The 25,733-nt window shown below is 64.2% G+C and carries 19 protein-coding genes and 1 tRNA gene; 17 read left to right on the top strand and 3 right to left on the bottom strand.

Going from position 1 to position 25,733, the window contains the following annotated elements; translation table 11 throughout:
• Positions 1-128 precede the first annotated feature (128 nt).
• Positions 129-1,187 carry a siderophore-interacting protein gene (locus RM190_RS01380; protein WP_311757585.1) on the bottom strand — a complete coding sequence of 353 codons (1,059 nt, stop codon included), beginning with the start codon at positions 1,185-1,187 and terminating at the stop codon, positions 129-131.
• Between the two features lie 134 nt (positions 1,188-1,321).
• Entirely contained in the window at positions 1,322-2,494 is a 1,173-nt protein-coding gene (locus tag RM190_RS01375; RefSeq protein WP_311757584.1) for a pyridoxal-phosphate-dependent aminotransferase family protein, read from the bottom strand.
• A gap of 143 nt (positions 2,495-2,637) precedes the next feature.
• Here RM190_RS01375 and RM190_RS01370 point away from each other — a divergent pair, with 143 nt between their 5' ends.
• Genes RM190_RS01370 through dinB form a run of 3 tightly spaced genes read left to right on the top strand, consistent with a single transcriptional unit; the run spans position 2,638 to position 6,181 of the window.
• Positions 2,638-4,377 (top strand): ABC transporter ATP-binding protein, encoded by a 1,740-nt coding sequence (locus RM190_RS01370; protein WP_311757583.1) that lies wholly within the window; start codon positions 2,638-2,640, stop codon positions 4,375-4,377.
• Positions 4,377-5,096, top strand: coding sequence for a CAF17-like 4Fe-4S cluster assembly/insertion protein YgfZ (gene ygfZ / locus RM190_RS01365; RefSeq protein WP_311757582.1), 720 nt, complete (start codon positions 4,377-4,379; stop codon positions 5,094-5,096). Before RM190_RS01370 ends, ygfZ begins: the two co-directional genes overlap by 1 nt.
• Entirely contained in the window at positions 5,093-6,181 is a 1,089-nt protein-coding gene (dinB, locus tag RM190_RS01360; RefSeq protein ID WP_311757581.1) for a DNA polymerase IV, read from the top strand. The genes ygfZ and dinB overlap by 4 nt, the downstream gene beginning before the upstream one ends.
• Here dinB and RM190_RS01355 read toward each other — a convergent pair.
• On the bottom strand, positions 6,172-7,161 hold the full coding sequence (locus tag RM190_RS01355; RefSeq protein WP_311757580.1) for a tellurite resistance TerB family protein: 990 nt from the start codon (positions 7,159-7,161) through the stop codon (positions 6,172-6,174). The two genes, dinB and RM190_RS01355, sit on opposite strands and share 10 nt — an antisense overlap.
• A gap of 230 nt (positions 7,162-7,391) precedes the next feature.
• On the opposite strand from RM190_RS01355, the gene tuf reads away from it, so the two are divergent.
• The 14 genes from tuf (at position 7,392) to rpoC (ending at position 25,576) form a co-directional block, all read left to right on the top strand.
• Positions 7,392-8,567, top strand: a complete 1,176-nt coding sequence (tuf, locus tag RM190_RS01350; protein ID WP_311757564.1) for an elongation factor Tu — start codon at positions 7,392-7,394, stop codon at positions 8,565-8,567.
• A 166-nt stretch (positions 8,568-8,733) separates the two neighbouring features.
• Complete coding sequence (yghX, locus tag RM190_RS01345; protein ID WP_311757579.1) at positions 8,734-9,627, top strand: YghX family hydrolase; 894 nt, start codon at positions 8,734-8,736, stop codon at positions 9,625-9,627.
• A 75-nt stretch (positions 9,628-9,702) separates the two neighbouring features.
• Complete coding sequence (locus tag RM190_RS01340; protein ID WP_311757578.1) at positions 9,703-10,116, top strand: GFA family protein; 414 nt, start codon at positions 9,703-9,705, stop codon at positions 10,114-10,116.
• Positions 10,117-10,224: 108 nt separating this feature from the next.
• Complete coding sequence (locus tag RM190_RS01335; RefSeq protein ID WP_311757577.1) at positions 10,225-12,114, top strand: ABC transporter ATP-binding protein; 1,890 nt, start codon at positions 10,225-10,227, stop codon at positions 12,112-12,114.
• A 299-nt stretch (positions 12,115-12,413) separates the two neighbouring features.
• Positions 12,414-12,489, top strand: a tRNA-Trp gene (locus RM190_RS01330).
• A 48-nt stretch (positions 12,490-12,537) separates the two neighbouring features.
• The gene (locus RM190_RS01325) at positions 12,538-13,410 is read left to right on the top strand and encodes a hypothetical protein (protein WP_311757576.1); all 873 of its coding nucleotides are present in this window, start codon (positions 12,538-12,540) and stop codon (positions 13,408-13,410) included.
• A 75-nt stretch (positions 13,411-13,485) separates the two neighbouring features.
• Complete coding sequence (gene secE, locus RM190_RS01320; protein ID WP_311757575.1) at positions 13,486-13,680, top strand: preprotein translocase subunit SecE; 195 nt, start codon at positions 13,486-13,488, stop codon at positions 13,678-13,680.
• 195 nt (positions 13,681-13,875) lie between these two features.
• Positions 13,876-14,415, top strand: coding sequence for a transcription termination/antitermination protein NusG (nusG, locus tag RM190_RS01315; protein WP_311757574.1), 540 nt, complete (start codon positions 13,876-13,878; stop codon positions 14,413-14,415).
• Between the two features lie 93 nt (positions 14,416-14,508).
• Positions 14,509-14,961, top strand: a complete 453-nt coding sequence (gene rplK / locus RM190_RS01310) for a 50S ribosomal protein L11 (protein ID WP_311757573.1) — start codon at positions 14,509-14,511, stop codon at positions 14,959-14,961.
• Between the two features lie 3 nt (positions 14,962-14,964).
• Positions 14,965-15,663 carry a 50S ribosomal protein L1 gene (rplA, locus tag RM190_RS01305; RefSeq protein WP_311757572.1) on the top strand — a complete coding sequence of 233 codons (699 nt, stop codon included), beginning with the start codon at positions 14,965-14,967 and terminating at the stop codon, positions 15,661-15,663.
• Between the two features lie 234 nt (positions 15,664-15,897).
• The gene (gene rplJ / locus RM190_RS01300; protein ID WP_311757571.1) at positions 15,898-16,413 is read left to right on the top strand and encodes a 50S ribosomal protein L10; all 516 of its coding nucleotides are present in this window, start codon (positions 15,898-15,900) and stop codon (positions 16,411-16,413) included.
• Positions 16,414-16,479: 66 nt separating this feature from the next.
• On the top strand, positions 16,480-16,851 hold the full coding sequence (rplL, locus tag RM190_RS01295; RefSeq protein ID WP_311757570.1) for a 50S ribosomal protein L7/L12: 372 nt from the start codon (positions 16,480-16,482) through the stop codon (positions 16,849-16,851).
• 261 nt (positions 16,852-17,112) lie between these two features.
• Positions 17,113-21,261: a DNA-directed RNA polymerase subunit beta gene (gene rpoB, locus RM190_RS01290; RefSeq protein WP_311757569.1), complete on the top strand. Its 4,149-nt coding sequence runs from the start codon at positions 17,113-17,115 to the stop codon at positions 21,259-21,261.
• Between the two features lie 106 nt (positions 21,262-21,367).
• The gene (gene rpoC, locus RM190_RS01285) at positions 21,368-25,576 is read left to right on the top strand and encodes a DNA-directed RNA polymerase subunit beta' (protein ID WP_311757568.1); all 4,209 of its coding nucleotides are present in this window, start codon (positions 21,368-21,370) and stop codon (positions 25,574-25,576) included.
• The last annotated feature ends 157 nt before the right edge of the window (positions 25,577-25,733 follow it).

Here is a 25,733-nt window from a genome sequence, read left to right as displayed (position 1 = left end):
ATCCTTCGTCTCTTCGGCATAGGTCCGTCCGCTGACGCTTGGTAAGGAGGCCTGCAAAAGATGCAGGTCATCGGCCTTGGCCGCGGCATTGCGGGTCATATCTGACTTCAGGGTAAAATTGTCAACTATTACGCAGGGAAGTTCTGCGTGACCGCCCGTGTCCAGTATGCGCCAAGATGCGTCTGGTGGCGGTCATGCCCCAACTCGTCCAGCAGAAAGCCGCGCAGGGACGCAAGCACGGTTTTCTCGCATGCCATCCACAGCATGGTTTGGGGCGAGGGGGGAGTTTCGCGCAGGATTCGGACCAGTTCCCCGGGCCCTTCCGGCAGGTGGGTGACGCGGGTGCGCGTGGACAGGGGCAGCGGGTAATCGGCGCGCGCACCCATCAGCCAGACGCTTGCATCGGCATCGGGACGCTCGGCCAGGATGCGCGCGATGGCGGGCCATGCGGTTTCATCCCCGGCCAGAACCAGGCTTGCCGCATCGGGGATGCCGCCGCCATTCGGCCCACTCAATCCGACGGTGCGACCTTTTGGTCCCGACAGGGCCCATTCGCTGACACGCCCGCCCGCATGCAGAAAGATGTCAAAGTCCAGCCAACCCTGGGCCTCGTCGATGGCGCGAACGGTATAGACGGGGCGATGCAGGGCCTTGTCGCCCTTGGGCCAGACGGTCTGGCCGTTCTCGCCGATCCGGGGCCACTCGGGCGCGGTGTCCCCTGTGGAGGGCAGGACCAGACGAAAATGGATCGAATCCCGCGTCGCAAGGCGGCGCAGGTCGGGACCTGCAAGCCGCATCCGCACGAAGTCGGCGCTGATCCGGTCGACGCGCTCGACCCGCGCCAGAGAGAAGTTCAGGGGGATCTTGCCCGCATCGGCGGGCGAGGACCAGCGCAGGCGTTGACCCAGATCGGGCAGTGTCTCGGACAGATGCTCGAAAATCGCCTCCTGGATCGAGGCGAGCCATTCCGGGCTGTGCGCGCGGGCAAAGACCAGCGCGTCATTGCCCCGCCGCTTGACGCCGAACTCGCCCATTTCGGTCTCGCACCAGGTCGAGCGTCCATGGCCGTCATGCAGGTCAAGGCCGTGCTCCTCGGCCTCGGCCCGCAGGATCCGGTCCAGCAGCCCGAAATCGGTATCCGTCAGGATCGCTTCCGAGTGGAATTCGGGCGGAGTCGTCAGGCGCATGGAAGATTCCGGTGAAAGGAGCCTTGCGCCGAAAATGGCGCGAGGCGCGGGGCAGGGCAACGGCCTTCACCGCGCGATGCGGCGCATCTTCACCGTTTCCCCAATACCCATGCGACGCTGCCTTCGGGCAATGGTCAGGCCGCCTTCGCGATCAGCCGGGCCGCGGCCTCGATCCCGCCGGGGCCGTGGGTAATGCCAAGCGCGTCCATCCCGGCCTCGATCACGGCCAGCGTTCCCAGCAGCTGGTGGGCGCTGACATGGCCCATATGGGCGATGCGCATCCCGTGCTCCGGGTCGGCCGCGCCAAGGCCCACGCCGAGTGTCAGGCCAGCCTTCTCTTGCGCCCATGTCCGCAATACGGTGGCATTCGGAACCGTCGCCGCCGTGACCGAGCGCGCGCGCCCGGCCGGATCCGCGACCACGGCGGAAATGCCGCTGCCGCCCTGGCCCCAGGCATCAAGCGCGGCCCAGGTCGCACGGGCCAGCGCCTCGTGCCGGGCCCAGGCATGGGGCAGGGTTTCTTCATCCAGAAGCAGTGCCAGCGCCTCGTTCATGCCGAATATGTGCTGGACGGGGGGCGTGCCGCTCCAGAATTGCCAAAGCTCGGTCGCGTCGGCGCGAGGGGCCCAGTCCCAATAGGGGGTGGTCAGGTCGGTGCGGCCAAGCGCGCGGACGCGGTCCGAGAACCACAGAAACGCCATGCCGGGCGGCAGCATCAGACCCTTCTGGCTGGCCGAGACTAGCAGGTCTACGCCCCATTCGTCCATGAACATCGGCTCGCATCCGAGCGAGGCGATGGCATCGACCACGAACAGGGCCGGATGCTCTCCGATGGCGCGCCGCAAGGCGGGAATGTCGGCGCGCGCCGAACTGGCGGTGTCGACCTGGCAGACCAGCACCGCCTTGATCTCATGGCCCGGATCGCGGGCCAGGCGTTCGGCAAGACGCGCGGGGTCGGGGGGGCACAGGCCGAAATCCAGCGTCTCGATGCGGATCCCCAGGCTTTGCGCGGTCTGCGCCCAGCCGCGCCCGAAATGCCCCGAGGTCACGACCAGCGCCAGATCGCCGCGGTTGAACAGGTTCACATTCGCCGCTTCCCAGCCGGCATGGCCGTTCCCGATATAGGGGACGCAATGCGCCGAGGTGCCGGCCAGCCGTTTCAGCCCGGCCATCATGGCACGGTTTTCCCGCGCCATGTCCGGGCCATAGATGTCGGGAGAGGGGCGGTGCATCGCGCGCAGGACGCGATCCGGAACGGGCGAGGGGCCGGGGATGGCGACAACCGGGCGACCCTGGGCAAAGCTCATTTTCAGCAGGCCTTTCTGACGAACGCGCCAATCGGTAGGCCCGCGCCGCGCCAAGGTCAACGCCACGCGGGAATTCAACCCCGGCTTGCCGCCCGAAGCCGCACGGCTTATGCCTTGGCGGAATTGGACCCGGAAAGCACCAGATGGCGGACAGATTACAAAAGACGGCCAATCTGTTCTCGCGCATGTGGCGGGATTACCTGCACCCCTATTGGGCAAGGATCATCCTTGCCCTGTTCTTCCTGGTCCTGGAGGGCTCGACCCTGGGGCTGCTCAGCTGGATGCTGAAGCCGCTGTTCGACCGCGTCTTCGTCGGTGGGGACAGCAATGCGATCTGGTGGGTGGGCGGCGTGATCTTCGCGCTGTTCATGCTGCGCGCGGCGACCTTTGTCATCAACCGCAGCCTGATGACCTCGGTCTCATTGGCGGTCTCGACCCGGATGCAGACCGACATGCTGCGCCATGTCATGACGCTGGACAGCGGCTTCTTCCAGAAGAACCCGCCGGGCGCGATGATCGAACGGGTGCAGGGCGACTCGATCGCCGTGCAGGGCGTGTGGTCCACCTTCATCTCGGGGATGGGGCGCGACATCGTCTCGCTTGTCTCGCTGTTCGGCGTGGCGGTCGCGGTCGATCCGGAATGGACGCTGGCCGCGCTGATCGGTGCGCCCCTGCTGATCCTGCCGATGGTGCTGGTCCAACGCTATATCCGGCGCAAGATGCGCCAGAACCGCCAGAATGCCAGCCAGCGCGCGACCCGGCTGGACGAGGTGCTGCACGGCATCAACGCGGTCAAGCTGAACCGGATGGAGGATTACCAGGCCGGTCGCTTCGCCCAGATCGTGGACCGCATCCGCGTCGGCCAGATCAAGATGTCGGCGATCGGGGCGACGGTGCCCGCGCTGGTCGACATCGTGACCGGCATCGGCTTCATGGGCGTGCTGTGGCTGGGCGGTGCCGAGGTGATGTCGGGCGAACGCACCGTCGGCGACTTCATGTCCTTCTTCACCGCGATGGCGCTGGCGTTTCAGCCGCTGCGCCGCCTGGGCAGCCTGGCCGGGACCTGGCAAACCGCCGCCGCCAGCCTTGAGCGGATCTATGAGATCCTGGACATGCGCCCCTCGATCGCGTCGGGGCCGCGGCGCGAACCACCGCCGGACACCACGGTCCGGCTTCACGACGTGCGACTGGCCTATGACGGGCATCCGGTGCTGAACGGGCTGACCTTCACCGCCGAGGCCGGGCAAACGACGGCCCTGGTCGGGCCTTCGGGCGCGGGCAAGTCGACGGTCTTCAACCTGCTGACCCGCATGATCGATCCCGCATCGGGCGAGATCACTCTGGGCGGCGTGCCGCTGGCCCAGTTCGATCTGGCGACCCTGCGGGATCAGTTCTCGACCGTCAGCCAGGATGCCGCGCTTTTTGATGAAACCTTGCGCGAAAACATCCTTCTGGGCCATCCCGAGGACGAGGCGCAATTGCGCGGCGCGATCGAGGCCGCCCATGTCGCCGATTTCGTCGACCCGCTGCCGCAAGGGCTGGATACGCCCGCCGGTCCGCGCGGTTCAGCCCTGTCCGGCGGCCAGCGCCAGCGCGTCGCGATTGCCCGCGCGGTCCTGCGCAATGCGCCGATCCTGCTGCTGGACGAAGCGACGAGCGCGCTTGACGCGCAAAGTGAACGACTGGTGCAGGAGGCGCTGGACAAGCTGTCCGTCGGCCGCACCACGCTGGTCATCGCGCACCGCCTGTCCACCATCCGCCGCGCCGACAAGATCATCGTGCTGGAGGCCGGGCGGGTTGTCGAAGAGGGCAGCCATGACCAACTGATGGAAAAAGGCGGCTCCTATGCGGCGCTCGTCCAACTGCAGTTCGGAGAGAAGTGATGCGGCGGATACTGGCGGTCTCGGGGGCGGATCGGATTGCGTTTCTGCAAGGGCTGGTGACGAACAAGGTCGGGGATGTCCCCTGCTGGGCCGCGCTACTGACGCCTCAGGGCAAATATCTGTCCGATTTCCTGATCGTGCCCGAGGGCGAGCGGCTGCTGATCGACGTGGATGCGCGGCTGGCCGACGATCTGGTGCGGCGGCTGTCGATGTACAAGCTGCGCTCGGCCGCGACGATCGAGGCGACGGACCTGCTGGTTTCCCGCGGGGTGGGCGATATGCCGGACGCCGCCATCGCCGATCCCCGGCATGAGGCGCTGGGATGGCGGCTTTACGGCAGTATCGGGCAGGACGACGGCACCGATTTCGATGCCATCCGGGTCGAGCACTGCATCCCCGAGACGCTTGCCGAGTTGATCCCGAACGAGACCTTCATCCTTGAAGCCGGGTTCGAGCGCCTGCACGGCGTCGATTTCCGCAAGGGCTGCTATGTCGGGCAGGAGGTCACGGCGCGGATGAAGCACAAGACCGAGTTGCGCAAGGGGCTGGTCACGGTCGGCATCGACGGCGAGGCCCCGGTCGGCACCCCGATCCTGATGGCCGACGGGCGCGAGGCCGGGACGCTGTTCACCCAGTCGGGTGGACGCGCGATCGCCCATATGCGCTTCGACCGCATGGGCGAAGGCTTGACCGCGGGGGACGCCCGCATCCTCGCGTGACCGGCGAGAGCGAACGCATCCGCCGCATCGTCCATGTGGACATGGACGCCTTTTTCGCGTCGGTCGAGCAGCGCGACAACCCCGATTTGCGCGGTAAGCCGGTCGCCGTGGGGGGCATTCAGCGCGGCGTCGTCGCTGCCGCCAGCTACGAGGCGCGACCCTTTGGCGTGCGCTCGGCCATGCCCTCGATGCGGGCAAAGCGGCTGTGCCCCGACCTGATCTTCGTCAAGCCGCGCTTCGACGTCTATCGCGCCGTCAGCCAGCAGATCCGCGACATCTTTGCCGATTATACGCCGCTGATCGAACCCCTGTCCCTGGACGAAGCCTATCTGGACCTGACCGATTACCTTGAGGGGCGCACGGCGACCCGCATCGCGCAGGAGATCCGCGCCCGCATCCGCGAGGTGACGGGGCTGACCGCCTCGGCCGGGGTCAGCTACAACAAGTTTCTGGCGAAGCTGGCCTCGGATCAGCGCAAGCCCGACGGGCTGTTCGTGATCCCGCCCGAAGCCGGGGCAGAGTTCGTCCAGTCCCTGCCGATCGGCAGATTTCACGGCGTCGGCCCCGCGACGGCGGCGAGGATGGAGGCGCATGGCATCCTGACCGGGGCGGATCTGGCGCGGCAAAGCCTTGAGTTCCTGACCGCGCGCTTTGGCAAGTCGGGGACCTATTATTGGAATATTGCGCGCGGAATTGATCACCGCGAGGTGAAGCCGGACCGGGTCAGGAAGTCTGTCGGCGCGGAGAACACGTTTTTCGACGACCTGCGCGACATCTCTGCCGCCCATGCCGAGCTTGCGCCGCTGGCGGACAAGGTCTGGCGGCATGTCACCGCCTCGGGCAAGGCGGGGCGGACGGTCACGCTCAAGGTGAAATACGGGGATTTCCGCCAGATCACGCGGGCAAGATCGCTGCCCGTCCCGGTCATCAGCCGGGACCAGATGCTGGCCATCGCCTGCGACCTGCTTGAACCGGTCTTCGCCGATCCGCATGGGGTGCGGCTGCTGGGGATCACCCTTTCCGCGCTGGAAGAGGCGGGGGCAGGGAATGCCCCGCGCCAGCTTGGTCTGTTCGATCAGGCGTAAAGCTGGGTGGCCCCGACCTTTTCGTGGATCGCGTTCACCGTCGCCTTGTCCAGCCCCAGCGAGGTCGCCAGCGCGTGCAGGTATTCGGCTTCCTTGCGGTTGTCGAAGTCGATGGCCATGACCGACATCAGATAGACCTGCGGCCCGATGCCCCGCGGCACCTCGCGCGCCAGAGCCGCGGGATCGACCGGGGCGGCCATCTGTTCGCGGATGAAGGCGCGATCCTCGTCATCGAGTTCGCCGAATTCCTTCATCAGCCGCGCCTGCTCGACCTCGTCGACCTTGCCGTCGGACTTGGCGGCCTGGATCATTGCCTTGAGCATCAGCCCCGCCACGGCATTCTGTTCCGGGGTGGGGGCGGTCTGCGGTTCACCCCCGCTTGCCAGCGCGTCGTTGAAAAGATCGCCGAAGCTGGAATCATTCGTCGGTTGCGAGTCCTTCTGCGCCAGCCCGCCGGAAGGCGAAGCGGGCGCGGGCGTGCCCGCACGGGCCTGGCCTCCGCCCAGAAGCTCGCCCAGGATCCCGCCAAGGCCACCCGCAGCGGCGCCTCCGGCCAAGATGTCACCAAGGCTGCCGCCTCCGCTTGAGGATGGGCGCCCGGCGCCGCCCGCCGATCCGCCGCTGCCGAGCCGGCCCTGCGTCAGCTGGTCCAGGATGCCACCCAGCCCACCACTCGCGGGGGAATGCGCGCCGCCATAGGGCTTGCCGCCGCCCGCACCAGCGGGGCGGCCGCTGAGGACTTGGCCAAGGATGTCGCCAAGCCCGCCCGATCCCGCCTTGGAAGTCCCCGGATGATCCGAATTATTGCCGAGCAGGTCGCCCAGAATGCTGCCCGAATGGGGCCGCGAGCCACCTGCGCTTGCCGTCGTGCCCGTCCCCGCTCCGGGGCTGCCGGCCGGGCGGGCCTGCGCATTCTTCATCATGGTCCCGATCCCCTTGGCCAGCATGACGCCGGCCGCGACCCGGGCAAGGGATTTCATCAGACTCATCTCGTCCTCCGACATGAAACGGCAGCCGCCTGAAGGACGGGTCTGCCTTCCCAGCCACAAGCGTTCTGATTGCCCGTTGGTTCCTGCGGGCGACACTGTTTCTGTGACGTGCCGGCGGGACCCGGCTGCCCTTGATTTTTCCCCTGCGCAAATATAAGTCGCGGCGGATGTTTCACGATGGGGGCTGTCGCGCGGGTGGCCCTCTCCGATAGGAGGCCATGATGGCAAAGGCAAAGTTTGAACGTACGAAACCGCACGTCAACATCGGGACGATCGGTCACGTTGACCACGGCAAGACGACGCTGACGGCTGCGATCACCAAATACTTTGGTGAATTCAAGGCCTATGACCAGATCGACGGCGCCCCGGAAGAGCGCGCCCGCGGCATCACGATCTCGACCGCGCACGTTGAGTACGAGTCGGACGCGCGTCACTATGCGCACGTCGACTGCCCCGGCCACGCCGACTACGTGAAGAACATGATCACGGGTGCGGCGCAGATGGACGGCGCGATCCTGGTTGTGAACGCTGCCGACGGCCCGATGCCGCAGACGCGCGAGCACATCCTGCTGGGCCGTCAGGTCGGCATTCCGTACATGGTCGTCTACCTGAACAAGGTCGACCAGGTCGATGACCCGGAACTGCTGGAACTGGTCGAGATGGAAGTTCGCGAGCTTCTGTCGTCCTACGACTATCCCGGCGACGACATTCCGATCATCAAGGGCTCGGCTCTGGCCGCTCTGGAAGGCCGCGACCCGGAAATCGGCGAGAACTCGATCCGCGAGCTTCTGGCCGCTGTCGACAGCTACATCCCGACGCCCGAGCGCGCCGTCGACCAGCCGTTCCTGCTGCCGATCGAAGACGTGTTCTCGATCTCGGGCCGCGGCACGGTTGTGACCGGCCGGATCGAGCGTGGCGCTGTCAACGTGGGTGACGAACTGGAAATCGTGGGCATCCGCGACACCAAGAAAACCACCTGCACCGGCGTCGAGATGTTCCGCAAGCTGCTGGACCGTGGGGAAGCTGGCGACAACGTCGGCGTTCTGCTGCGCGGCATCGACCGTGACGGCGTCGAGCGCGGTCAGGTTCTGGTGAAGCCGAAATCGGTGACGCCGCACACGACCTTCGAGGCTGAAGCCTATATCCTGACCAAGGAAGAAGGCGGCCGTCACACGCCGTTCTTCGGCAACTACCGTCCGCAGTTCTACTTCCGCACGACCGACGTGACCGGAACCGTGAAACTGCCGGAAGGCACCGAGATGGTGATGCCGGGCGACAACCTGAAGTTCGAAGTCGAACTGATCGCCCCGATCGCGATGGAAGAGAAGCTGCGCTTCGCCATCCGTGAAGGCGGCCGCACCGTCGGCGCAGGCGTCGTCTCGAAAATCCTGAAGTAATTCGGGCAAGACCATCGTCGGGTGATCCCCTTGGGGATATCGCGACGAGGAGGCCGCTCCCTCGGGGGCGGCCTTTTTCATGTCCGGATCGCGCTGATTCGCGACAAAACGCCAAGGTTCGGCGGCCATTCGTGCTAGGTTTGCCCCAGCCCCAGGGAGGAACCTCATGACCGAACGCAGGAAGGCTTCCGATTTTCACCCCCGCATTCTGGAAATCTTTGACGGCTATGTGCATGGCCGGATCAGCAAGCGCGACTTCATGGCACAGGCCGCGCAGTTCGCGACCGCCGGGATGACCGCTGCCGCGATCTTCGAGGCGTTGAAGCCAGATTACGCGCTGGCCCAGCAGGTGCCGCCCGATGATCCCGCGATCCGAACCGAGACCGCGAGCTTTGACAGCCCCGAAGGGAACGGCACCATTTCGGGACTGATGGCGCGTCCGGTCGCGGCGCAAGGCAAGCTGCCCGCAGTGCTGGTCGTGCATGAGAATCGCGGGCTGAACCCCTATGTCCAGGATGTCGTCCGGCGGTTGGGCAAGGCTGGCTATCTGGCCTTTGGGCCGGACGGCCTCAGTTCGATCGGGGGCTATCCCGGCAATGACGAGAAGGGGCGCGAGATGCAGGCGAGCCTTGATCCCGCGAAGCTGATGGAGGATTTCTTCGCCGGCTACGAATTCCTGCGCGATCACCCGGATTCGACTGGCAAGGTCGGTTGCGTGGGCTTCTGCTATGGCGGGGGCGTCTGCAATGCGCTGGCGGTCGCCTATCCCGATCTTTCGGCCTCGGTGCCATTCTATGGCCGTCAGCCCCGCGCCGAGGAGGTGCCGCAGATCAAGGCTCCGCTACTGATCCATTACGCCGAAAAGGACGAACGCGTGAATGCCGGCTGGCCGGATTACGAAGCGGCGCTGAAGGCCAATGGCAAGGAATACCAGGCGTTCATCTATCCCGGCACCCAGCACGGTTTCCACAATGACACCACGCCGCGTTATGACGAGGCGGCGGCCAAGCTGGCCTGGGATCGGACGCTGGCCTTTTTCGCCGAAAAGCTTGGCAGCTGACAGGTTCTGTCAGCACGACCTTGCCAGACTGGGTCATGCCGGGCGCGATGCCCGTCGTGGTCCGGGAGATTTGCAATGAAGACCTATCACGGTTCCTGCTTTTGCGGCGCGGTCCGCTTTGAAGCTGATGGCGACCTTTCGCAGGGCACGATGCGCTGCAACTGCCGCTTTTGCCGCAAGATGCGCTATTGGGAGATGCGCCTGCCTGACGCTGCCGGTTTCCGCGTCACCGAAGGCCGCGAGCGACTGGCCGATACCCCACGCAGCCAGCAGGACGGAGTCGACATGCACCACCTGTTCTGCGCCACCTGCGGCACCCGGCTTTGGACGCAGGGGAACCTGCCCCAGATGGACGGCGCCTTCGTCATGGTCTGCATCAACGCACTGGATGACGTGACCGAGGCCGAACTGATCGCCGCGCCGGTCTTTTATGCCGACGGGGCGCATGACGCCTGGTGGAACCCCGCGCCCGAGTCGCGTCACCTGTAACGCGGCGCAGCAAGCGAACGCGTACTGGGCCTTGCCATTGCCGCCCCAGCCATGAGACGGTGCGCCGGGGCCCACGCGCCGCCCCGCCACAAATCCACGAGGTCCAACATGTTCAGCTGGTTCGAGAGCCGGCTTGATCCTTATCCTGCCGATCCGCCACGGATGCCCCCGAAGGGACTGTGGCGTTTCATCCTGCATTTCTCGCGCGGGGCGCTTGGCTATATGCTGGTCATGTCGGCCTGCTCGGCCCTGATCGCCGTGCTGGAGGTGGTGCTGTTCGGCTATCTGGGCGACCTTGTCGACCGGCTGGCCAATACCGACCGCGCCGCCTTCTGGCAGGTCGAGGGTGGGCGGCTGATGCTGATGGCGGCGATCCTGGTGATCGGGCTGCCGCTTTTGCAGATCATCTTCTCGCTTCTGATGCATCAGACGCTGATGGGAAACCTGCCGCAAAGGATTCGCTGGCAGGCACACCGCTATCTGCTGCGCCAATCGATGAGCTATTTCCAGGACGAGTTCGCCGGACGCATCGCCACCAAGCTGATGCAGACCGCGCTGGCCGTGCGCGAAGTCGCGATGAAGTTCCTGGATGTGCTGGTCTATGTCGGGGTCTATTTCCTGGGGGCGCTGGTGCTGGCCGCCTCGACCGACGGCTGGCTGGCGCTGCCGTTCCTGGCCTGGGGCGTGCTTTACGGGCTGCTTCTGTGGTGGCTGGTCCCGCGGATCGGTCGCATCAGCGAGGCGCAGGCAGATGCCCGCGCGGTGATGACCGGGCGCGTGGTCGACAGCTATACCAACATCTCGACGGTCAAGCTGTTCTCGCACTCCTCGCGCGAAGAGGCCTATGTCCGCGACAGCATGGACGGCTTCCTGCGGACGGTGCATTCGCAGATGCGGCTGGCGTCGATCCAGAACATTCTGCTGGCCTCGCTGAACTCTGGCCTGACCTTCGCCGTTACCGCGCTGGGGATCTGGCTTTGGACCCAGGGCCGGATCGAGGTTGGCGCGGTCGCCATCGCGATCCCGCTGGCGCTGCGGCTCGGCAACATGTCGCACTGGATCATGTGGGAATTCGCAGGGCTGTTCGAGAATATCGGCACGGTCCGCGACGGCATAGGGTCCCTGTCGCTGCCGCGCATGGTCACCGATCAACCCGGTGCGAAGACACTTGAGGTGCCGCGCGGCAAGGTCGAATTCCGCGACGTCACCTTCCGCTATGGCGATGCTGCGCCGGGCAAGGGCGGGGCGGTCCTGGACGACCTGACCCTGACGATTGCACCGGGCGAACGCATCGGACTTGTCGGAAGGTCGGGCGCGGGCAAGTCGACGCTGGTGAACCTTCTGCTGCGCTTCCACGACCTGGAATCCGGGCGCATCATGATCGACGGTCAGGACATTTCGCAGGTCTCGCAGGAATCGCTGCGGGCAGCCATCGGCGTGGTCACGCAGGACACATCGCTGTTGCACCGCTCGATCCGCGACAACATCTCGTATGGACGCCCCGACGCGGGCGAGGACGAGGTGCTGCGCGCGGTCGAACAGGCCGAAGCGTCGGACTTTGTCGGTCTTCTGAACGATTCGAACGGACGCCGGGGGCTGGATGCGCATGTGGGCGAACGGGGCGTGAAGCTGTCCGGCGGCCAGCGCCAGCGCGTCGCCATTGCCCGCGTGCTGTTGAAGGACGCGCCGATCCTGGTCCTGGACGAGGCGACGAGTGCACTGGACAGCGAGGTCGAGGCTGCGATCCAGGGTCAGCTTGAAACGCTGATGAACGGCAAGACCGTGATCGCGATCGCGCATCGCCTGTCCACCATCGCACGGATGGACCGGCTGGTGGTGATGGAGCGCGGCCGCATCGTCGAGCAGGGCTCGCACGACCAGCTTCTGGCGCAGGGCGGCATCTATGCCGGGCTTTGGTCGCGGCAATCGGGCGGCTTCCTGGAAAGCGACGAGGGACCGGTCCCCGGCCCGGAGGGGCGGGCGCAGTTGAACGCGTAGGTGTCATCCCTGCTCGCCCTTAACACGGGGCGGGCAGGGGCCTGGAAAGGTTCCGATCGGCACGCAGCACTTCAGAACCGGGTCGCCGCGCATGAGAACAGGTTGCCGGAGCGGGGCCATGTCATGGGTGCGAACTGATTCCGGGGATCGCTGCTTCCCCGGCGATATCGGTTACCTGCCGGGCCGCTTCGACGAACCGTTTCATGCTGAGGGCAAGCGGCATCGGCACTCTCTGCCACCGCTGGGCCGAGATTGGCCTTGACGGCATTTTGCGAAGGCCATATTGGAGGCGTCGGCTTAGGGGTTTAGCTCAGTTGGTAGAGCATCGGTCTCCAAAACCGAGGGTCGTGGGTTCGAGTCCCCCAACCCCTGCCAGCCATCCTCCCATTGACATTCCGAACGCGCTCGGCTGGAACACGGCCCATGGCTTTGAGTATCCATCTGGGGGCGCACAAGACCGCCTCGACCCATCTTCAGTATTCGCTGCGACAGGTGCGCGACCGCTTGGCGCAGGCGGGATTGTTCTATGCTGATCCCGGAACGCTGCGCGATGTCCTGCCGCTGTCCCAAGCTCTGGCCCGCGGCGAGGGTTGCCCGGCCGAACTGAGTTGCCGCCGCCAGTTCCAGGCCGCGCGCGAGGGATTCGCCGACCTGCTGATTTCCGAGGAGAACATCCTGGGTGGGACCCACCGCTCCAAGATCTATTCGCAAAGGGGCACGCTTTATCCCCGCGCGCCACATCGGTTGCGGCGGGTGATCGACATGGCGGGAGGCGGACCCGCGACGCTGTATCTAGCCTTGCGCGATCCGGCGGGCTTCCACGTCTCGGCCTTTGCGCTGCAACTGAGCGAGGGGAACGAGATCGAACTTGATGCCTATATGGGCGGGCGCGATCCGGCCCGGGCGCCCTGGTCGGGGCTGGTCAAGCGATTGATGCAGGTCGAGGGCGTCGGGCGGATCGTCGTCTGGCGCTATGAGGATTATGCCGCGCTGCGTCCCGAATTGCTTGCCCGGTTATTGCCGGAAGGCATGGCCGGATCCGTCCCCGAGCCGGAACCGCGCAATGTCAGCATCACCCAACCCGGCTACGACTGGTTCGTCGCACAGGCGATGGCCGACAACCAGGCGGACCTGCGCGACCTGTTCCGCCAGGCCCGCCAGAAGTTCCCGCGTCGCAAGGGCCATCCCCGGCTGCGCCTGCTGGACGAGGCCGCGCATGAGCGTTCGGCCGGGTTCTATCGCGCCGAGATCGAGGCGTTGGCGCGGATGCCGGGGGTCGAACTGCTGCTGCCTTGAGGGCATCGGCAGTTCCGGCTTGAAACTCGGGCGGGCAGGCGCTATCTGACGCGCTGCAAGACCGAAGGGATCAACATGGCCAACCCCGTTCAGTTCATCAGCCAGGTGCGCAGCGAAATCGGCAAGATCAGCTGGCCGACCCGGCGTGAGGTGATCACGACCACCATCATGGTCCTGATCATGGCGACGCTGGCCTCGATCTTCTTCTTCCTGATCGATCTGGCGATCAAGTCGGGGCTCTCGGGTATCCTGCACTTCGTCGGCAGCTGAGGTCTTGCATTGAAGGGCAGGGGACGCTATGTCCTTGCAACCTGCCCCGAGACGCGGCGTGCATCGATTCGGTCGTGCGCGCCGATTTCAATTTGGCCGGAAGGTCGTCCAGCCGGACGTCTGGCTGATAGGGCGGCATTGAATTGCAAGGGCTTGGCGCAAGCTGGCCTGGAACGAACAGGGGTCGATCGAAACATGGCAAAGCGTTGGTATTCGGTCAGCGTCCTGTCGAACTTCGAGAAGAAGGTCGCCGAGGCGATTCGGCAGGCTACCGCCGAGAATGGCCTTGAGGAGCAGATTGACGAGGTGCTGGTCCCCACCGAAGAGGTGATCGAGATCCGCCGCGGCAAGAAAGTGACCTCGGAGCGCCGCTTCATGCCGGGTTACGTCCTGGTCCACATGGATCTATCGGACCGCACCTATCACCTGGTCAACTCGATCAACCGGGTGACCGGTTTCCTGGGCGCGCAGGGCAAGCCGATGCCGATGCGCGACGATGAAGTGAACGCGATCCTGCACCGCACCGGCGAGGGCGGGGTCGAGGTCGCACCGCGCAACCTGATCCGGTTCGACGTGGGCGAGAAAGTGAACGTGACCGACGGACCCTTCGAGGGCTTCTCGGGCATGGTCGAGGAGGTTGATGAGGTTTCGAGCCGCATCAAGGTTACCGTCTCGATCTTTGGCCGGCCTACGCCGGTCGAACTGGAATTCACGCAGGTCTCCAAGACCGCGTGATGTCGTGCGGGAGGTGCCGGTCCTTCGGGATGCGGGCCGAAAACCGCTAAGTCTGCCCGCGCGTCGCGGGCGTGATGATAAGGAGAAGGCCAGATGGCCAAGAAAGTTGTCGGCAGCCTGAAGCTGCAAATCAAGGCGGGTCAAGCCAACCCGTCCCCGCCCGTCGGCCCGGCCCTGGGTCAGCGCGGCATCAACATCATGGAATTCTGCAAGGCGTTCAACGCCCGCACGCAGGAAATGGAACAGGGTTCGCCCGTTCCGGTCGTGATTACCTATTACGCCGATAAATCCTTCACCTTCGAAACCAAGACTTCGCCGGCCTCGTTCCTGCTGAAGAAAGCCGCTGGCCTGAAGCCGGTCGGCAAGCGCAACCGCGCCAAGGGTTCGGACAAGCCCGGCCGCACGGTCGCTGGCACCGTGACCGCGAAACAAGTTCGCGAGATCGCCGAAGCCAAGATGAAGGACCTGTCCGCGAATGACGTCGAAGCCGCGATGCAGATCATCCTCGGCTCGGCCCGTTCGATCGGTATCGAGGTGAAAGGCTAAGTCATGGCGAAAATCTCGAAAAACCAAGCCGCCGCCCGCGCCGCCTTTGACGGCAAGGCCAACCTGTCGGTCGAGGATGCCGTTGCCCTGGTGAAGGGCAATGTCAAAGCGAAATTCGACGAAACCGTCGAAATCGCGATGAACCTGGGCGTCGACCCGCGTCATGCCGACCAGATGGTCCGTGGCGTTGTCACCCTGCCCAACGGCACCGGCAAGCACGTTCGCGTCGCTGTCTTCGCCCGTGGCCCCAAGGCTGACGAAGCCAAGGCCGCTGGCGCCGAGATCGTCGGTGCGGAAGACCTGCTGGAGACCATCCAGTCGGGCAAGATCGAATTCGATCGCTGCATCGCCACCCCGGACATGATGCCGCTGGTCGGCCGTCTGGGCAAGATCCTGGGCCCGCGCAACCTGATGCCGAACCCGAAGGTCGGCACGGTGACGATGGACGTCAAGTCGGCCGTCGAAGCTGCCAAGGGCGGTGAAGTCCAGTTCAAAGCCGAGAAGGCGGGCGTGGTCCATGCCGGCGTCGGCAAGGCCTCGTTCGACGCCGCGAAACTGGCCGAGAACATCCGCGCGTTCGTGGATGCCGTGAACCGTGCGAAGCCGTCGGGCGCCAAGGGCACCTACGTCAAGAAGGTCTCGATCAGCTCGACCATGGGTCCGGGCGTGTCGCTGGACCTGGCTTCGGCCACCGCGCAGTAAGCTGCGCAAGAATTTCGCCGGAGTGATCCGGCGGATGGCGGGGCGTTCATCGCCCCGTCCTGTCCGAGACGGAGGGTGCGGGGAGACCTGCTTAATTTCCTTCCTGAGATGGGATCAAGACCATTTTCCGAAGACTTCTTCGGGGGATCTTGGACCGTCACGGACCGGTTCAGTCGCTGTTCGGGCGGCTGGATAGTTGAGCCGGGGGGAAACCCCCATACTTGGAGTGAAACCGTGGATAGAGCGCAAAAAGAGCAGCTGGTCGAAGAACTCGGCCAGATCTTTGAAGCCTCTGGCGTCGTGGTGGTCGCACACTACGAAGGAATGACGGTTGCCCAAATGCAGGACCTGCGCGCGCAAATGCGTGAAGCTGGCGGGTCCGTTCGCGTTGCCAAGAACAGGCTCGCCAAGATCGCCCTGGATGGGAAGCCCTGCGCAAGCATCGCTGACTATCTGACGGGTATGACCGTGCTCGCTTACTCCGAGGATCCAGTGGCTGCTGCCCGGATCGCGGACAAATACGCCAAGGCGAACGACAAGTTCGTGATCCTGGGCGGTGCGATGGGCGACACGGCTCTTGACCCTGCCGGTGTGAAAGCCGTGGCACAAATGCCGTCGCGCGAGGAGCTTATCGCTTCGATCGTGGCCTGCATCGGTGCCCCTGCCTCGAACATCGCGGGCGCGATTGGCGCACCTGCTTCCAACATCGCGAGCATCCTCACGACTCTGGAAGAGCGCGAGGCCGCTTAAGGCAATCCCATTCCCTCGTAGGGTTGAATACCCGTCGTTGGAACACTTAATGGAAAGAACGGAAAAATGGCTGACCTGAAAAAACTCGCCGAAGAAATCGTGGGCCTGACCCTGCTGGAAGCCCAGGAACTGAAAAACATCCTGAAAGACGAGTACGGCATTGAGCCGGCTGCTGGTGGCGCCGTCATGGTTGCCGGTCCGGCTGCTGCTGCCGAAGCCGTCGAAGAGAAAACCGAATTCGACGTCGTCCTGACGGACGCTGGCGCGAACAAGATCAACGTGATCAAAGAAGTTCGCGGCATCACCGGTCTTGGCCTGAAAGAAGCCAAAGACCTGGTCGAAGCCGGTGGCAAAGTCAAAGAAGGCGTGTCGAAGGCCGACGCCGAAGAAATGAAGAAAAAGCTCGAAGCGGCTGGCGCCAAGGTCGAGCTGAAGTAATCGACCGGGCACTTGATGGTGCTGGTCAACGACTTCTGAAGGACAAGGCAGGGTCCGGGGTTCCCCCGGTCCCTGCCGAACCTGTCTTGAAGGGCGGTTTCGAAAGAAGCTGCATGAAACCTTCCTTCAGGGCATGTTCGAGGTTCGGGAGCGGCGCGGTGGGACGCGCGGCACGAATGGAACCTCGCCCCTCATTCGCCGCCTTGCGCCGGTCGGGCCCCGACGACCGCTGCAAGCGAAAGACGAAAGGTTAGACCCTCTATGGCGCAAGCTTATGTCGGCCAGAAACGCATCCGGCGTTACTATGGCAATATCCGCGAAGTTCTTGAGATGCCGAACCTCATTGAGGTTCAGAAATCCTCTTACGACCTGTTCCTGCGGTCGGGCGAGGCCGAGGGACACCAGGACGGCGAGGGCATCAACGGTGTCTTCCAGTCGGTTTTCCCGATCAAGGACTTCAACGAGACGGCGACCCTGGAATTCGTGAAATACGAACTGGAACGGCCGAAATACGACGTGGACGAATGCCAGAGCCGCGACATGACCTATGCCGCGCCGCTGAAGGTGACGCTGCGCCTGATCGTGTTCGATGTCGACGAGACCACCGGCGCGAAGTCGGTCAAGGACATCAAGGAGCAGGACGTCTACATGGGCGACATGCCCCTGATGACGCAGAACGGTACGTTCATCGTGAACGGGACCGAGCGCGTCGTCGTGTCCCAGATGCACCGCTCGCCCGGCGTGTTCTTCGACCATGACCGCGGCAAGACCCACTCCTCGGGCAAGCTGCTGTTCGCCTGCCGCATCATTCCCTATCGCGGCTCGTGGCTGGATTTCGAATTCGACGCCAAGGACCTGGTGTTCGCGCGCATCGACCGCCGCCGGAAGCTTCCGGTGACGACCCTGCTCTATGCCTTGGGCATGGATCAGGAAGGTATCATGAGCGCCTTCTATGACACCGTCGACTACAAGCTGCAGCGCGCTGGCCGGGGCCGGGACGCGGGCTGGGTCACCAAGTTCTTCCCCGAGCGCGTGCGTGGCACCCGCCCGACCTATGACCTGGTGAATGCCGATACCGGCGAAGTCATCACCAAGGCCGGTGACAAGGTCACGCCGCGCCTGGTCAAGCAGCTTGCCGACAAGGGCGAGATCAACCTGCTGCTGCCCTTCGACAAGATCGTGGGCCGCTTCGTCGCACGGGATATCATCAACGAAGAGACCGGCTTCATCTATGCCGAGGCCGGCGACGAGATCACCCTGGAATACGACCGTGACGGCGAGGTTTCGGGCGGTCTGCTGAAGGTGCTGCTGGACAACGGGATCGAGGATGTCCCGGTGCTGGACATCGACCATGTCAATGTCGGCCCCTATATCCGCAGCACCATGGCCGCGGACAAGAACATGAGCCGCGAAGGCGCGCTGATGGATATCTACCGCGTCATGCGCCCGGGCGAGCCGCCGACCGTCGAGGCTGCCTCGACCCTGTTCAACAGCCTGTTCTTCGACAGCGAGCGTTACGACCTGTCGGCCGTGGGCCGCGTCAAGATGAACATGCGCCTTGACCTGGACGCGCCGGACACCCAGCGCACCCTGCGCAAGGATGACATCATCGCCTGTATCCGCGGCCTCGTGGAACTGCGCGACGGCAAGGGCGAGATCGACGACATCGACCACCTCGGCAACCGCCGCGTGCGCTCGGTCGGCGAGTTGATGGAAAACCAGTATCGCATCGGGCTGCTCCGCATGGAGCGCGCGATCCGCGAGCGCATGTCCGGCGTCGAAATCGACACTGTCATGCCGCAGGATCTGATCAACGCCAAGCCGGCCGCGGCCGCCGTGCGCGAGTTCTTCGGCAGCTCGCAGCTGTCGCAGTTCATGGACCAGACCAACCCGCTGTCGGAAGTCACGCACAAGCGTCGTCTTTCGGCGCTTGGGCCGGGCGGTCTGACGCGTGAACGCGCCGGCTTCGAGGTGCGCGACGTTCACCCGACCCACTATGGCCGGATGTGCCCGATCGAAACGCCGGAAGGCCAGAACATCGGCCTGATCAACTCGCTGGCGACCTTTGCCCGCGTGAACAAGTACGGCTTCATCGAGACCCCGTACCGCAAGGTCATCGAGGGTCACGTCACCGACGACGTGGTCTATATGTCTGCGACCGAGGAAATGCGTCACACCGTGGCCCAGGCCAACGCGACGCTGGACGAAAACGGCAAGTTCGTGGACGAGCTGGTCTCGACCCGGCAGGCCGGCGACTTCATGCTGAACCCGGTGGAAGCGGTCGACCTGATCGACGTTTCGCCCAAGCAGCTGGTTTCGGTCGCCGCCGCGCTGATTCCGTTCCTTGAAAACGACGACGCCAACCGCGCCCTGATGGGTGCCAACATGCAGCGTCAGGCGGTTCCGCTTCTGCGGGCCGAGGCGCCGTTCGTCGGTACCGGCATGGAAGCGACCGTTGCACGCGATTCCGGGGCCGCCATCATGGCGCGTCGCGGCGGCATCATCGACCAGGTCGATGCGCAGCGTATCGTTATCCGCGCGACCGAGGATCTGGGTGCGGGCGACGCGGGCGTGGACATCTATCGTCTGCGCAAGTTCAAGCGTTCGAACCAGTCCTCGACCATCAACCAGCGTCCGCTGGTCAAGGTGGGCGAGAAGGTCGTCAAGGGTCAGGTCGTTGCCGACGGTCCCTCGACCGATCAGGGTGAACTGGCGATCGGCCGGAACGTGGTCGTGGCCTTCATGCCGTGGAACGGCTACAACTACGAGGACTCGATCCTCGTGAGCGAGCGTATCCACCGCGACGACGTCTATACCTCGATCCATATCGACGAGTATGAGGTCGCGGCCCGCGACACCAAGCTTGGTCCGGAAGAGATCACCCGCGACATCCCGAACGTCGGTGAAGAAGCGCTGCGCAACCTCGACGAGGCTGGCATCGTCTATATCGGCGCCGAGGTCGGCCCGGGCGACATCCTGGTCGGCAAGATCACTCCGAAGGGCGAAAGCCCGATGACGCCGGAAGAAAAGCTTCTGCGCGCCATCTTCGGCGAAAAGGCTTCGGACGTCCGCGACACCTCGCTGCGTCTGCCGCCGGGTGCCTATGGCACGATCGTCGAGGTCCGGGTCTTCAACCGTCACGGCGTCGACAAGGACGAACGTGCGCTGCAGATCGAGCGCGAGGAAGTCGAACGTCTGGCCCGTGACCGGGACGACGAGCTGGCGATCCTTGAGCGCAACATCTATGCGCGCCTGAAGTCGCTGATCATGGGCAGGGAAGTCGTCAAGGGTCCCAAAGGCATCAAGGCCGGCGCGACCGTCAACGACGACCTGCTGGGCCAGCTGAGCCGTGGTCAGTGGTGGCAGCTTGCCGTCGCAGACGAGGACACCGCCAAGGAAGTCGAAGCGCTGAACCAGCAATTCGACGCGCAGAAACGTGCGCTGGACAACCGTTTCGACGACAAGGTCGAAAAGGTTCGCCAGGGCGACGACCTGCCTCCGGGCGTGATGAAGATGGTCAAGGTCTTCGTCGCCGTGAAGCGCAAGCTGCAGGCGGGCGACAAGATGGCCGGTCGTCACGGCAACAAGGGTGTCGTCTCGAAAGTCGTGCCGATGGAGGACATGCCCTTCCTTGCGGACGGGACTCCGGTCGACCTGGTGCTGAACCCGCTGGGCGTGCCGTCGCGCATGAACGTCGGTCAGATCCTTGAGGTCCACATGGGCTGGGCCAGCCGTGGTCTGGGCATCAAGATCGACGAGGCGCTGGAGGAATACCGGCGCAACGGCGACATGACGACCGTGCGCGATGCCATGAAGAACGGCTATGGCGACCAGACCTATGACCTGACCTTCGCCGAAATGGCGGACGAAGACGTGCTGGAAAGCGCCAACGCGGTCCGCACCGGCGTTCCGATCGCCACCCCGGTCTTTGACGGCGCGAAAGAGGCGGATATCAACGACGCCCTCAAGCGCGCTGGCTTCAGCGAGTCGGGGCAGTCGATCGTGTTCGACGGCCGCACGGGCGAGCCCTTCGCGCGTCCCGTGACCGTGGGCGTGAAGTACTTCCTGAAACTGCACCACCTTGTCGATGACAAGATGCACGCCCGTTCGACCGGTCCGTACAGCCTTGTTACCCAGCAGCCGCTGGGCGGTAAGGCGCAGTTCGGCGGTCAGCGTCTGGGTGAGATGGAGGTCTGGGCCCTTGAGGCCTATGGCGCCGCCTATACCCTGCAGGAAATGCTGACGGTGAAGTCGGACGACGTGGCCGGCCGGACCAAGGTCTATGAAAGCATCGTGAAGGGCGAGGACAACTTCGAAGCCGGCGTGCCGGAATCGTTCAACGTCCTGGTCAAGGAGGTCCGGGGTCTGGGCCTCAACATGGAACTCCTGGATGCGGAGGACGAGGAATAACGGCAACCGCCCGGAAGGTGGGGCAACGACCCCACCCGACGGGAGCCGGCAAGGTGGGTCTGCCCACCTTTCCCTCATCCCCCGCGCCACTCATTAGGATTTGAAAATGAACCAGGAACTCGCCACCAATCCCCTGAATCCGCTGGCCCAACCGCGCCAGTTCGACGAAATCAAGATCTCTCTGGCTTCGCCCGAGGAAATCCTCGCCTGGTCCTATGGCGAGGTGAAGAAGCCCGAAACCATCAACTACCGTACGTTCAAGCCCGAGCGTGACGGCCTGTTCTGCGCGCGTATCTTTGGCCCGATCAAGGACTACGAATGCCTGTGCGGCAAATACAAGCGCATGAAATATCGCGGCCTCGTCTGCGAGAAATGCGGCGTGGAAGTGACCCTGCAAAAGGTCCGCCGCGAGCGCATGGGCCATATCGAGCTGGCCGCCCCGGTCGCGCATATCTGGTTCCTCAAGTCGCTGCCGTCGCGCATCGGCCTGATGCTCGACATGACGCTGCGCGATCTTGAGCGCATCCTGTATTTCGAAAACTACGTCGTGATCGAGCCCGGTCTGACGGACCTGTCCTATGGCCAGCTCCTGACCGAGGAAGAATACCTGGACGCGCAGGACCAGTACGGCGCCGACGCCTTCACCGCCAATATCGGCGCCGAAGCGATCCGCGAAATGCTGGCCAATATCGACTTGGCCGCCACTGCCGAGCAGCTTCGTGAGGAGCTGAAAGAGGCGACTGGCGAGCTGAAGCCGAAGAAGATCATCAAGCGGCTGAAAATCGTCGAAAGCTTCCTTGAATCCGGCAACCGTCCGGAATGGATGGTCCTGACCGTGATTCCGGTCATTCCGCCGGAACTGCGCCCGCTGGTTCCGCTGGATGGCGGCCGCTTCGCGACTTCGGACCTGAACGACCTGTATCGCCGGGTCATCAACCGGAACAACCGCCTGAAGCGCCTGATCGAGCTGCGTGCGCCCGACATCATCGTCCGCAACGAAAAGCGGATGCTGCAAGAGTCGGTCGATGCGCTGTTCGACAACGGCCGTCGCGGCCGCGTCATCACCGGGAACAACAAGCGCCCGCTGAAGTCGCTGTCGGACATGCTAAAAGGCAAGCAGGGCCGCTTCCGTCAGAACCTTCTGGGCAAGCGCGTCGACTTCTCGGGCCGTTCGGTCATCGTGACCGGCCCCGAGCTGAAGCTGCACCAGTGCGGCCTGCCGAAGAAGATGGCGCTCGAGCTGTTCAAGCCGTTCATCTATTCGCGTCTTGAGGCGAAAGGGCTGTCCAGCACCGTCAAGCAGGCGAAGAAGCTGGTCGAGAAAGAGCGCCCCGAGGTCTGGGACATCCTTGACGAGGTCATCCGCGAGCACCCGGTTCTGCTGAACCGCGCGCCCACGCTGCACCGTCTTGGCATCCAGGCGTTCGAGCCGATCCTGATCGAAGGCAAGGCGATCCAGCTTCACCCGCTGGTCTGTTCGGCCTTCAACGCCGACTTCGACGGCGACCAGATGGCCGTTCACGTCCCGCTGTCGCTGGAAGCGCAGCTGGAAGCGCGCGTCCTGATGATGTCGACGAACAACGTCCTGTCGCCCGCCAACGGCGCGCCAATCATCGTTCCTTCGCAGGACATGGTCCTTGGTCTGTATTACACGACCATGGAACGCGTCGGCATGAAGGGCGAAGGCATGGCCTTTGCAAACCTTGAAGAGGTCGAGCACGCTCTGGCCTCGGGCGCGGTGCACCTGCACGCCAGGATCAAGGCCCGCCTGCCGCAGATCGACGAGAACGGCAACGAAGTGATCACCCGCTTCGAGACCACGCCGGGCCGTCTGCGTCTGGGTTCGCTGCTGCCGAAGAACGCGAAAGCGCCCTTCGAGCTGGTCAACCGCCTGCTGCGCAAGAAAGACATCCAGAATGTCATCGACACCGTCTACCGCTACTGCGGCCAGAAGGAATCGGTGATCTTCTGTGACCAGATCATGGGCCTGGGCTTCCGCGAAGCCTTCCGTGCCGGCATCTCGTTCGGCAAGGACGACATGGTGGTCCCGCCGACGAAATGGGATCTGGTCGAAGAGACCCAGGACCAGGTGAAACAGTTCGAACAGCAATATCTGGACGGCCTGATCACCCAGGGCGAGAAGTACAACAAGGTCGTCGATGCCTGGTCGAAGTGTAACGACAAGGTCACCGACGCGATGATGAAAACCATCTCGGCCACCAAGAAGGACGAGAAGGGCGCAGAGCTGGAACCGAACTCGGTCTACATGATGGCCCACTCGGGCGCCCGGGGTTCGGTCAGCCAGATGAAGCAGCTGGGCGGGATGCGCGGCCTGATGGCCAAGCCGAACGGCGAGATCATCGAGACGCCGATCATCTCGAACTTCAAGGAAGGTCTGACCGTTCTTGAATACTTCAACTCGACCCACGGCGCGCGGAAGGGTCTGTCCGACACCGCTTTGAAGACGGCGAACTCGGGTTACCTGACCCGCCGCCTCGTCGACGTGGCGCAGGACTGCATCATCCGCGACCATGACTGCGGCACCGAGCATGCGATCACGGCCTCGGCCGCGGTCAACGATGGCGAAGTCGTCAGCCCGCTTTCCGAGCGTGTGCTGGGCCGGACCGCTGCCGAGGACGTGCTGGTTCCGGGCGAGGACGTGGTCATCGTCCGCAAGAACGAGCTGATCGACGAACGCAAGGCGGACGAGATCGAGCAGGCCGGCGTCCAGACGGTCCGCATCCGCTCGGCGCTGACCTGCGAGTCCGAGGACGGCATCTGCGCGCTGTGCTATGGTCGCGACCTTGCCCGCGGCACCCTGGTGAACATCGGCGAGGCTGTCGGCATCATCGCCGCGCAGTCGATCGGTGAACCGGGCACGCAGCTGACGATGCGGACCTTCCACATCGGCGGTATCGCCCAGGGTGGTCAGCAGTCCTTCATCGCCGCCGCGCAGGAAGGCGTCGTCGCCTACGAGAACGAGAGCACGCTGGAAAACGCGAATGGCGAGTTGATCGTCATGAGCCGGAACATGCAGCTGAACATCAAGAATGCTCAGGGCGAAGTTCTGTCGAACCACAAGCTGTTCTACGGCTCGAAGCTGTTCGTCCGCGACGGCGATCCGGTGGCGCGTGGCCAGAAGATGTTCGAATGGGACCCCTATACCCTGCCGATCATCGCCGAGAAGGCGGGTATCGCAAGGTATGTCGACCTCCTTTCGGGCCTTTCGGTCCGCGACGAGACCGACGATGCGACGGGTATGACGCAGAAGATCGTGACCGATTGGCGTTCGGCGCCGAAAGGCAACGAACTGAAGCCCGAGATCATCATCGTCGATCAGGATGGCGAGCCGGTCCGCAACGAGCAGGGCAACCCGGTCACCTATCCGATGTCGGTCGATGCGGTTCTGTCGGTCGAAGACGGGCAGGAGATCAAGGCCGGTGACGTGGTTGCGCGTATCCCGCGCGAAGGCGCCAAGACCAAGGACATCACCGGGGGTCTTCCCCGCGTGGCGGAACTGTTCGAGGCCCGTCGTCCCAAGGATCACGCAATCATCGCCGAACTCGACGGCTATGTGCGCTTCGGCAAGGACTACAAGAACAAGCGCCGCATCTCGATCGAGCCGGCAGACGACACGCTGGAAGCCGTCGAATACATGGTGCCGAAAGGCAAGCACATCCCGGTGCACGAGGGTGACTTCGTGCAGAAGGGCGACTACATCATGGACGGCAACCCGGCGCCGCATGACATCCTGCGCATCATGGGGATCGAGGCTTTGGCCGACTACCTCATCGACGAAGTGCAGGACGTCTATCGACTGCAGGGCGTGAAGATCAACGACAAGCACATCGAGGTGATCGTTCGCCAGATGCTGCAGAAGATCGAGATCCTCGACAGCGGCGATACCACGCTGCTGAAGGGCGAGCATGTCGACCGCGACGAGTTCGAGGAAGAGAACGCCAAGATCGAAGCCAAGGGGGGCCGTCCGGCCTCGGGCGAGCCGGTGCTCTTGGGCATTACCAAGGCATCGCTGCAGACCCGCAGCTTCATCTCGGCCGCATCGTTCCAGGAAACGACCCGCGTGCTGACCGAGGCCGCCGTTCAAGGCAAGCGCGACAAACTGGTCGGGCTGAAGGAAAACGTCATCGTCGGCCGCCTGATCCCGGCGGGCACCGGTGGCGCGACCTCGCGCGTGAAGCGTATCGCGACCGAGCGCGACAATGCCGTGATCGAGGCGCGTCGCGCCGAGGCCGAAGCGGCAGCCGCGCTGATCGCGCCCGAGGAAGCTCCGGCTTCGGCGGGTGGCGAGGGCTGATCCAGCCCTTCACGAAACCAGCAAAGGCCCGGTCGATGACCGGGCCTTTCGCTTTTCTGAGGCCCGGCTGCGACGCTTTGACAGGAAGTTCCGGACGCGCCGGCGTGAATGCTGGATTTTCATCCAGGCCTTCAATATCCCTTGGCGGGGACGCACC

The organism is Paracoccus broussonetiae, from assembly GCF_031854425.1.
In the GTDB taxonomy this organism is placed as follows: domain Bacteria; phylum Pseudomonadota; class Alphaproteobacteria; order Rhodobacterales; family Rhodobacteraceae; genus Paracoccus; species Paracoccus broussonetiae.
Note: the sequence above shows the minus strand (reverse complement) of the source record. Positions and strands in the feature narration are given on the sequence as shown.